This window comes from Parafannyhessea sp. (assembly GCF_051876455.1).
Lineage (GTDB): Bacteria > Actinomycetota > Coriobacteriia > Coriobacteriales > Atopobiaceae > Parafannyhessea.
The window spans coordinates 1-10,426 of the sequence record NZ_JBJEHW010000156.1; the positions used below are offsets into that span (position 1 = coordinate 1).

Here is a 10,426-nt window from a genome sequence, read left to right on the forward strand (position 1 = left end):
GATCAGGAAGCGGAACACGCCGTAGCACGCCAGGAACGTGCCGATGAACGTGCCCTGCGGACGCGGCGGGTTGTTCTTGCGCGACAGCGCGAACAGGATGATAAACAGCACGACGCCCTCGAGCAGGGCCTCGTACAGCTGCGACGGGTGACGGTACACGGCGCCGCCGCCCGTCTTGTCAAACATGACGCCCCACGGCAGGTTGGTGGGCTTGCCCCACAGCTCGCCGTTCACAAAGTTGGCGCAGCGGCCAAAGAAGAGGCCGATGGGCGCGCCGATCGCAGCAAGGTCGCACATGGTGAGGACGGAGATCCCCAGCTTCCTGCAGGTGAGCGAGCCGCCCACGATCGCGCCCACCAGGCCGCCGTGGAAGCTCATGCCGCCCTCGTTAAAGGCCAGGATCTTGATGGGGTGCGCAAGGTAGTAGCCGTCGCCGTAGAACACCACGTAAAAGAGGCGCGCGCCCAGGATGAGGCCAAACGCGATGCCCACCATCACGGTCGTGAGGTCGTCCACGGAAAGCTCGATGTCCCAGTGCCGCGCCACGCGGTGGATCACCACGGCCGCAAGCAGCAGCCCAAAGAAGTACGCGAGCCCGTACCAGCGGATGGCGAGGGGCCCGATCTGCAGCGCGATCGGGTTGAGGTGGTGATACAGCTCGTTAAGCCACATGCGATCTTCCTTCTGGCCACTTCCACAAGCGCGCGGCCCCAGTGCCTCGCGCCAGGGTCGCGCCACACAAAACGTTCCTGTCTAGCATATGCCTTTGGCCAGGGCCAAGGGCCCTTGGGCGAGAAGGACTACCACGCCATCGCGGGCTCGACCTTGGTGACGCCGGGCACGTGCTCCTTCAGGATGCGCTCGATGCCCTCGCTCATGTCGTAGGTCGAGAGCGGGCAGCCCGCGCAGGCACCCTGCATCTCGAGCGTGACGACGCCGTCGTCGGTGCAGTTCACGAGCACGACGTCGCCACCGTCGGCCTGCAGGCTCTGGCGGATCACGTCGATCGTGGCCTCCAGCAGCTCGCGGTTGGGGCCCTTCTGCTCCTGCTCCGGGGCGGCGTCGGCGCCCGCCTGGGTGTTCTTCTCGTCAGTGTTCTCTGCCATCTGGCACTTCCCTTCCTGCCGCGGCGGGCCGGCGCCTGCCGGCAGTTTAATTCCCACCACGCTACTTGCAATTGATGACAAGTCTACCCATTGTGGCGCGGGAATACCATCCCTGCACAAAGTCTTTTCGCGCGGGCGTGGCGCCAGGGCCACGCGGCGGGAGCCGCACCACGGACGCGGCCCGCGGCGCTAGCGCTACTCCACGCCCTGGAACAGGTGGCCGGACGTTGCGCCCTTCGCGCGCGGCGCAGGCGTACGACCGGCCCGTGCGGCGGCAAGCGCGGCAACGGCCCTCTTGACCTGGGCTGATGCCTCCGCGGGGGTCATGAGCGTGCAGTCGACCATGAAGCGCGAGATACCGGCGTGCAGGAGCTCGGACACCTGCGGCGTGGCGTCCAGCGGACGCGCGGCATATATGTGGCTGCGGCCGGTGAGGTCCGTGCGCACGGGCAGCAGCGACCCGTCACGCTGGCGGAGCGACAGCCGGCGGCGGCGCAGCGCGCAGCGGGCGCAGTCGTGGATGCAGCGGTCGGCCACCTGGAGCACGCAGTGCTCGCTGGTCATGGCGCGTGTGCGACCGCTCACCACCAGGCCAACGGGCACGTCGGCACTGGCCGCCAGCTCGCAGGCCTCCTCGAGCGTGAGCTCCGGGGACAGCCACACGCCGCAGGCGCCAGCCTCCTCCAGCGCCGCGAGGCAGCTGGGGTTGTGCACCGGGATGCAGGGCCTGACCTCGGCAAGCGCGCCGCGCTCGCGCGCGAGCACCAGCTCTGACACGTTGCCCACGCCGCACGGCTTGCCGGCCTCCACGCGCGGGTCCAGGCGGTCGTGATCGATCTCGCGGCAGACCTCGTCCAACCATGCGATGGGCTCGCGCCCGCCCGGCCACGCCGTGCCGGCAGCGGCTGCGACGTCGAGCGCCTCCGGCGTGGCGTACAGCCTCGTGGCACCGGCCGCGAGCGCGGCGGCGGCCACCTCGGGCGTCGGCACCAGGGCGCACACCTCGCCCTCCGGAGCAGTCACGTCCGTGCGTCCGGCCGCGGCCTCCCGCGCCAGTCCGGCGCGCACGCGCGAGCGCGCCTCGTCCAGCGCACCCGCGAGCGCCGCCGCATCCGGCACGCGCGCCAAGCCAAGGCCGCGGGCCTTCTCGCCCGTCGGCTCGAGGATCGCCTGCTCAAGGAGGTCGCACGCCTGCGCGCGGACCTTGTGCACGGCCGAGAAGGACATGCCCACGCCCTCGTCGAGCGTGACCTCAATCGAGGCTGGCTCAAAGGGGCTCGTGCCCATGCGGCCCACATGCTCGGCAAGGTCCTCCCTGGTCACGGCCTTGGTCCGGGCGGGCTCCACCACAAAGCCCTCCGCACGCGCGGTCACCTCGCCGCCGGGCATCGGCACGGCGGTCGTCAACGTCACGGCGAACGGCTGGCCCAGGCGCGCCTCGACCGTCACCCTCACGGGAAGGCGGCGGCGCAGGTCGCCCTTGGCCGCGCGCTCCGCCACGTCCATCGCGGCCTTGGAGCGAATCACGCGCACCGGGCAGCCAGGCGCCATCGGGCGCGCGCAGTCGAGCGTGATCACGCTGCCGGGGCGGGCGTCCTCGCGCGCGTGGGACGTGAGGAACTGCGAGGGGTCGTCCGTGGGACGCACCTCCAGCAGGTCGCCCGCACCCACGGGGGCGTCCAGGCGCACGTCCACCTCCGCCATCGTGACGGTGCGGAAGCGGTCGCGCCCTCCCCTGCCGCCGCCGCGGCGGACCTTGGCGCTGCCCAGGTCGCGGCTGGCCACCACGGTGCCCACCAGCTCGCCGCGGTTGTTGGAGCGGTCGTAGCTCATCATGTCGCTGTCCGAGCGGCCGTCCAGGTAGCTGTTGGTGAAGTCGCGGTTGAAGGCGCGCCGCAGCGTGCGGTGGCGCGCAGCCTCGTCCGCGTCGGAGGGCTCGCGGCCCGCGGCCAGGTCGTCCAGCCGCGCGCGGTAGGCGGATATGACGGAGTACACGTAGTCCGGGGCCTTCATGCGGCCCTCGACCTTGAGCGAGCCCAGACCAGCGTCGCGCAGTCGGCGCAGGTCGTCAATGGTGCAGAAGTCCTTGGGACACAGCGGCCGCACGCCCGCGGCGCCGCCCACGACGTTGCCCTTCTCGTCCACCAGGTCGTACGGCAGACGGCATGGCTGCGCGCACAGGCCGCGGTTCGCGCTCCTGACACCGCTGAGCGAGCTCAGCATGCACACGCCGGAGTAGCAGAAGCACAGCGCCCCGTGGCCAAAGCCCTCGAGCTCCACGCCCTCGCGCGCGATGGTCGCAATCTCCGCCACGCTCAGCTCGCGCGAGAGCGTCACGCGCTCCGCGCCCAGCTCGCCGCACCAGCGCACGGCGCGCGCGTCGTGCACGTTGGCCTGCGTGGATATGTGGCACTCGATCTGCGGCCAGAACCTGCGCACCTCCGCGAGCAGGCCCCAGTCCTGGATGATGAAGCCGTCCGCGCCCAGCAGCCAGGCCTTGCGCACCAGCGCCAGCGCCTTGGGCATCTCGCCGGTCTTGATGACAACGTTCTGCGTCACGTACACGCGCGCGCCGGCCAGGTGCGCCTCGCGGCACGCCTCGGCAAACGTCTGGTACGTGAAGTTGTCCGCGCCGCGACGGGCGTTGAAGTCGCTTCCCAGGCCGCAGAAGATCGCGTCGGCCCCGGCGGCGAGCGCCGCCCTGAAGGGTCCCGGGCCCCCGGCGGGCGCCAGGAGCTCCGGGACGTCGTGCGTGTCCCTAAACGCCAACGGGCCTACACCAGCCTCGCCCAGTGGCGCTTGCCGGACTGCAGGACGCAGCCGGGCGAGAAGAGCACGGGATCCACGTTGTAGCTCTTGGCGGGGACTGCCTTGCCGTCGATCTTGACGCCACCGCCGTCGATCAGGCGACGACCCTCGCCCGCGGACTTCGCGATCTCGACGTCAGCCAGGAGCTTGGCCAGGTAGACCTTGCCCTCGTCGTTGGGCTGCACCAGCGAGATCGGGAACTCCTTGATGTCGTCGGGCACCTGGTTCTTCTTGAACTGCGCGTCAAACGCGGCCTCAGCCTTCTGGCCCTCGCCCTCGCCGTGGTACAGGTCCACGATGTTGCGGGCGAGCTCGCGCTTGAGCTTGTACGGGTCGGCCGTGCCGTCCGCAAAGGCGGCGTCGATCTTGTCGACCTCGTCCACGGGCAGCGTGGAGCACAGGCGGAAGTAGCGCGGCACCATCTCGTCCGCGATGGACATGAGCTTGCCGTACATGTCCGCCGGCTCGTCCGTGAGGCCCACGTAGTTGTGGTAGCTCTTGGACATCTTCTTGTGGCCGTCGAGGCCCTCCAGCAGCGGCATGGTCAGCGCCACCTGGGGCTCCATCCCCATGTCGCGCATGAGGTCGCGGCCCGCGAGCAGGTTGAAGATCTGGTCGTTTCCGCCCATCTCGAGGTCGGCCTTCACCATCACGGAGTCGTACGCCTGCAGCACCGGGTAGATGAACTCGTGCAGGGCGATGGACTGGCCGTTGGTGTAGCGGTTGTGGAAGTCCTCGCGCTCCAGGATGCGGGCCACGTTGAACTTGCTCATGAGGCCCAGCATCTTGTCGAGCGTCATCGGCTTGATCCAGTCGCCGTTGTGCACGACCTTCGTGCGCTCGGGGTCCAAGATCTTCATGGCCTGGGCAACGTAGGTCTGGGCGTTGGCCTCGACCTGCTCCTCCGTGAGGGGCGGGCGGGTGCTGTCGCGGCCGGACGGGTCGCCGATGAGCGCCGTGCCGTTGCCGATGATGAGCGTCACGTTGTGGCCCAGGTCCTGGAACTGGCGCATCTTGCGCAGCGGCACCGCGTGGCCCAGGTGCAGGTCGGGGCTCGTGGGGTCCACGCCCAGCTTGATGTTGAGGGGCGTGCCCTTCTCGAGCTTCTTCTTGAGCTCGTCCAGGGGCACCACCTGCATGGTGCCGGAAAGAATGACCTTGAGCTGTTCGTCAACGGGTAGCAACTTGAATCCTCCTTGGGCCGCGGGCCCGATCGGCAGCGCCCTCTACGGCGGCCGAGAAGGACCGCGCGTCGGTGCTGAGACAGATGCGTTAAGGATAGCGCACCTTGGTCCCCGTGTTTGGCGGGATGGTGGGGCCAGACGAATCGCACCAATATATGTCCCCGCCCGCGCGTACCATGCGTGCCAGCCCACCCGGGCCGCATCCCGCACGGGCCGCACCTTGGAGTTTGTTCTTCTCGCCTAGATTCCAGCCTTAAAGCCAATCTGGGGCGACTCTCTTATAATTATTCTGTCTGCACCGATTTCCCGGGAGGGGTATATGAGCATTCGCACACGCAGGGCGCACAAGCATGCGAGCACCCATGCGGTGGGCTTTGGCATCGCGGGCTTCTTTGGCTTTGTCGCGCTCCTGACGCTGGCGCTCTTCGCGTCGCTGGGCACGGTGGTGAGCAACTGGCTCAAGGACCTGCCCGACTACACCTCGGCCGACGCGTACCTGGTGGCGGAGCCCACGACGGTCTACGCCTCCGACGGCTCGACCATCGCGGAGTACTACCTGCAGAACCGCCGCAGCGTCAAGAACAGCGCGATCTCCAAGTACGCGCTCGAGGCCATCGTGGACACGGAGGACGTCCGCTTCTACCAGCACCACGGCGTGGACCCGCAGGGCATCCTGCGCGCCATCGCGGTGCAGCTGGGCGGCGGCTCCGAGGGCGCCTCCACCATCACGCAGCAGCTGGTCAGGAACACCGTCCTGTCCAAAGAGCAGTTCGACATGACGATCAAGCGCAAGGTGCGCGAGGCGTACATCGCCATCCAGATGGAGAAGATGTACACCAAGAAGCAGATCCTCAACATGTACCTCAACACGATCTACTTCGGCCACAGCGCTTACGGCATCGAGGCCGCATCCATCACGTACTTCAACAAGCACGCCAAGGACCTCACGCTGGCCGAGGCCGCGACCATCTGCGGCCTGCCGCAGTCGCCCTCCGTGTACGACCCCATCAAGAACCCCACCGCCGCCAAGAAGCGCCGCAACATCGTGCTCGACCGCATGTACGCGGCCGGCGACATCACCAAGAAGCAGTGCGAGGCCGCCAAGAAGGAGGACCTCGTCACCAACCCCGGCACGCTCACGGACAACACGGGCAAGTACCCGTACTTCACGGACTACGTCAAGACCCTGCTCGAGAAGGACTTCGACTCCGACACGATCCTCCAGGGTGGCCTCAAGGTCTACACCACGATCGACCCGAGCATCCAGGCGGCGGCCGAGGACTCCGTCAAGAAGAACCTCGAGAGCTTCAACAACGACAAGCTGCAGTCCGCGCTCGTGGCCATCGACCCCAGCACCGGCTACATCAAGGCCATGGTGGGCGGCCGCGACTACAACACGAACAAGTACAACCTTGCCACGCAGGCAGAGCGCCAGCCAGGCTCCAGCTTCAAGACGTACACGCTCTGCACGGCGCTTAACGAGGGCATGAACCCGCAGATATACATCAACTGCAACTCGCCGCTGCAGGCCTCGCCCACGTGGAGCGTCTCCAACTTCAACCACACGGACTACGGCACCATCACGCTCGCCAAGGCGTTCGCCGTGTCCTCCAACACGGGCTTCGTCCAGGTGATCCAGGCCGTCGGCGCGAGCAAGGTGGCCGCCATGGCCAAGGCCATGGGCGTCGACGTGGACATCCCCGCGTACGACTCCATCACGCTCGGCACCGTGGGCATCCCCGTTGTCCAGATGGCCGAGGGCTACGCGACCGTGGCCTCCGGCGGCAAGCACCGCGACTCCGTGGCGATCACCAAGATCGAGGACCGCAACGGCAACGTGGTCTACAAGCACAAGGACAGCGCCAAGCAGGTCTTCTCCACCGCCGTGGCCGACGCCGCCATCGACGTGATGAAGGGCGTCGTCTCCACGGGCGGCACCGCGAGCGTCGTGTCGAGCACGCTCAAGGTGGACCAGCCGGTCGCCGGCAAGACCGGCACGACCGAGGACGCGCGCGACCTCTGGTTCTGCGGCATCACCCCGCAGCTCTCCGTCGCGGTCTGGTGCGGCTACACCGACGAGGCCACGGTCTACGTGAACGGCGCCACGGCCCACCCGGCCACCACGTCCGTACCCATCTTCGTGGACTTCATCAACTCCGCCCTGGCCGGCCAGGCCCGCAAGGAGTTCCCGACCAGCAACGAGACCGTGACGTACAAGGCCAACAGCACGTGGAAGTTCAAGGCGACCGCCAGCTCGTCCTCCAAGTCGTACACGAGCTACAAGTCGACGGGCACCTCCACCGGCTACACCAACACGACGACCACGACGACCACCACGAACTCGACGAACAACTACGGCGGGACCGGCGACACGACGACCGACACCGGCACGACGGGCACCACCGCGACGGGTGGCACGGGCACCGGCGGGACCGGCGGCGAGGGCGCGGACACCACCACGACCACCGACACGACGGGCGGCGGCCAGTAGCGCGGGCCGCTACGGCATATACGCCACCGCATGACAAAAGGGACGCGGGCGAGAAGAACGACCTTCTCGCCCGCGTCCTTGTTTGCAATGGTACGTGAGACTGGCTCGATGGCGCGCCGGGCCGACACTCCCCCGCCGCGCCCATGCGATGGAGCTACTTCTTGGCGTCGCGCAGCTTGTTGACGAGGTTCACCAGGTCCTGGGCGGCCTCGGCGCAGCCGGAGACCACGAGCACCGTGTCGTTGCCGGCGACGGAGCCCTTGACCTCGGGCAGGGACGCCGCGTCGACGGCGGCCGCCACGCCCGGCGCCGTGCCGGGCTGCGACTTGATGATCACGAGGTTGTCCGCGCGGTCGACGCTCAGGACGAACTCGGACACCATGCGCTGCAGGTGGAGGTCCTCCGCCAGCACGTAGATGCCCTCCGACAGCTTGCGCAGGCCCATGTCCGCGATGTCGCGCGAGACCGTCGCCTGCGTGCAGTTGAAGCCGATGGCCTGAAGCTCGTCGACGAGGGCGCGCTGGGTGCGGATCGACTTGCCGCGGACGATGTCCCTGATGGCGTCCTGCCTGTTGTTGCGTCTCTTTACCATACGCCTGGCCTCCACGTGTACGTAGGCACCTAGTCTGCCTTTGGGCAGGCTCGTTTTCGATATCGTGTATCAAGTTAAATTAATATTAGATAAAAGTCAACATAGATGAATAATCGGCACGCGAGTGGCAGGAATATTTTTCAAACGGCGTCTCACGGGCACTTTTACTAATCGCGCCAATGGCCACCGCAAACGCATTTTGCCCGCCGAGGACGCTATGCACATCCACTCCCCATTTTTGGGTATCCAGCACTAGACATGTGCAATAAGATGGGTCACAGGCAGCAGCTATGTCGCATTCGTCGCATCTTAATGCATCAAGAGGGGCAAGACATGCCGTACAGCAACAGCAACCGCTCCCACGGCTCGTCGGGACGCGGTTATGCACCGCAGGACGCCCGCACCTCGCGGGAATACCAGTCGAGCAGGGCGCACCTGAGCGAGCCGCGCCGGCGCGAGAGCCGCTCTCCCTACCGCAGCAACCGGAACTACCGCACCATCAGCGGGCACGACGCGGGCCTCAACGTCCACAACGGCATGGGCCGGGGGCGTCGGCGCAGCGGCATCCTCGGGCGCTTTGGCATCAGCAACCGCGAGCTCGCCTTCCTGGTGGGCGGGGTCGTCATCCTGATCCTGCTGATCTTTGGCATCAGCAGCTGCGTGAGGGGCTGCTCCAGCAAGTCCGCCTCCACGCAGGCGACGACCACGAGCAAGAAGGCCGTCAACTCCGTCGACAAGCGCGTGGAGGCCGGCACGTCCGAGGCGCTCACCAAGAAGCTCAAGACCTCGCTCGACCAGGCCGACGGGCTCGACTGGATCGCGGCGCACGCCAACGAGTACTCCGACTCGCGGCTGGTGGAGCTGGCCATGCGCGAGCCGACGGCGATCTCCTTCGTCAAGGGCGCGCTTTCCGCCAAGTCGACCGCCAAGGCCTACAGCGACGGTACCGAGAAGGGCTCCTATCCCCTGCTGTACGACTGGGACACCCGCTGGGGCTACGTGAGCTACGCCGGCAGCGTCATGGGCGTGACGGGCTCCGGGCCCACGTCGCTCTCCATGGCGTACATGGGGCTCACGGGCAAGAACGACCAGACGCCGAGCGTGCTCGCCAAGCTCGCGACCAGCGGAAAGTACACGGACAAGCAGACGGGCACGACGGCGAAGTTCTTTACCGAGGTCGGCAAGAAGATCGGCCTCACCGTCAACCAGTACACGGCCTCCGCGAACAACATCACGCTCGTGCTGGGCAACGGCGGCGTCGCGATCGTCGAGCTCAAGGCCGGCTTCACCACGCCTTACGCGCACTGGGCCCTTGTGATGAGCTCCAACAGCGACGGCTCCGTGAGCATGTACGACCCTGACAGCACGTCCGCAAGCACGCACACGTGGGCGGCGGGCACCATCGCGGCCAACGCGTCCGACATGTACGCGCTCACGTCCACGAGCTCGTAGCCAGGCGAGAAGAACGGCCTCGTGACAGCAGCCCCCGGGCAACGGCCAAGCCAGCCGGTGCCCGGGGGCTTTGCTTGCCGCGGCTTGGGACGCAGTCCCGACGACGGCGTCGCGTCCCTCTCCCCCGCCGCGACGAAAAAGGGGTCCGGCCCCGTATGGGACCGGACCCCGAGCGTGTTCTTCTCGCCCGCGTGAGTGGAGGCGTCGGCCGTGCTCCCGGCCGCTACTTCAGGATGTTCTCCGCGGCCTCCTGCAGCTTGGCGCGGATGGCCTCGGCGTCGGCGCGCGTGGCGCCCTTGGCGAACAGGTACGCCTTGACCTTGGGCTCGGTGCCGGACGGACGGAAGATGACCTTGTTGTCGCCCTCGAGGCGGTACTCGATCACGTTGGCGGCGGGCAGGTTCTGCGGTGCCTCCTTCTGCAGGCCGGAGACGCGCGGCATTTCGGGCGCGGTGGCGAAGTCGGTCACGCCGGTGACCTTGTAGCCCGCGACCTCCTTGAGGGAATCCTTGCGCAGGCCGTCCATGATCTGTGCCATGCGCTTGGCGCCGGACTCGCCGGGGAACATGGAGTTGACGGTGCCGTTGAGGTAGTAGCCGTACTTCTTGTACAGCTCCTCCATGGCCTCGTAGAGGTCCATGCCGCGCTCGGCGTAGTAGGCCGCCATCTCGACGCACATCTCGGTCGCGACGATGGCGTCCTTGTCGCGGGCGTGCGTGCCCACCAGGTAGCCGTAGGACTCCTCGAAGCCCATGAGGAAGCGGTCCTCCTCGCCCTCGGCCTTGAGCTGGTC

General features: G+C 67.4%; 7 protein-coding genes and 1 pseudogene. 2 read left to right on the forward strand and 6 right to left on the reverse strand.

Annotated elements, in window-relative coordinates:
- The 4 genes from lgt to tyrS all read right to left on the reverse strand — a co-directional run.
- A partial coding sequence (gene lgt / locus ACI38Z_RS06760; protein WP_439789427.1) for a prolipoprotein diacylglyceryl transferase occupies window positions 1-672 on the reverse strand: 672 nt, incomplete at its 3' end.
- Between the two features lie 128 nt (window positions 673-800).
- Entirely contained in the window at window positions 801-1,106 is a 306-nt protein-coding gene (locus ACI38Z_RS06765; RefSeq protein WP_439789428.1) for a NifU family protein, read from the reverse strand.
- A gap of 195 nt (window positions 1,107-1,301) precedes the next feature.
- Entirely contained in the window at window positions 1,302-3,875 is a 2,574-nt protein-coding gene (locus ACI38Z_RS06770; RefSeq protein ID WP_439789429.1) for a DUF3656 domain-containing U32 family peptidase, read from the reverse strand.
- Window positions 3,876-3,880: 5 nt separating this feature from the next.
- A complete protein-coding gene (gene tyrS / locus ACI38Z_RS06775; RefSeq protein ID WP_439789430.1) occupies window positions 3,881-5,098 on the reverse strand; it encodes a tyrosine--tRNA ligase in 1,218 nt (405 codons plus the stop codon).
- 319 nt (window positions 5,099-5,417) lie between these two features.
- Between tyrS and ACI38Z_RS06780 the strand changes: the two genes are divergently transcribed.
- Entirely contained in the window at window positions 5,418-7,589 is a 2,172-nt protein-coding gene (locus ACI38Z_RS06780; protein WP_439789431.1) for a transglycosylase domain-containing protein, read from the forward strand.
- Window positions 7,590-7,743: 154 nt separating this feature from the next.
- On the opposite strand, the gene ACI38Z_RS06785 is transcribed toward ACI38Z_RS06780, so the two are convergent.
- Window positions 7,744-8,181, reverse strand: coding sequence for an arginine repressor (locus tag ACI38Z_RS06785; protein ID WP_439789432.1), 438 nt, complete (start codon window positions 8,179-8,181; stop codon window positions 7,744-7,746).
- A gap of 333 nt (window positions 8,182-8,514) precedes the next feature.
- On the opposite strand from ACI38Z_RS06785, the gene ACI38Z_RS06790 reads away from it, so the two are divergent.
- Window positions 8,515-9,633 carry a hypothetical protein gene (locus ACI38Z_RS06790; protein WP_439789433.1) on the forward strand — a complete coding sequence of 373 codons (1,119 nt, stop codon included), beginning with the start codon at window positions 8,515-8,517 and terminating at the stop codon, window positions 9,631-9,633.
- Window positions 9,634-9,856: 223 nt separating this feature from the next.
- Here ACI38Z_RS06790 and ACI38Z_RS06795 read toward each other — a convergent pair.
- Window positions 9,857-10,426: pseudogene (locus ACI38Z_RS06795) on the reverse strand (phospho-sugar mutase); the annotation flags it as partial.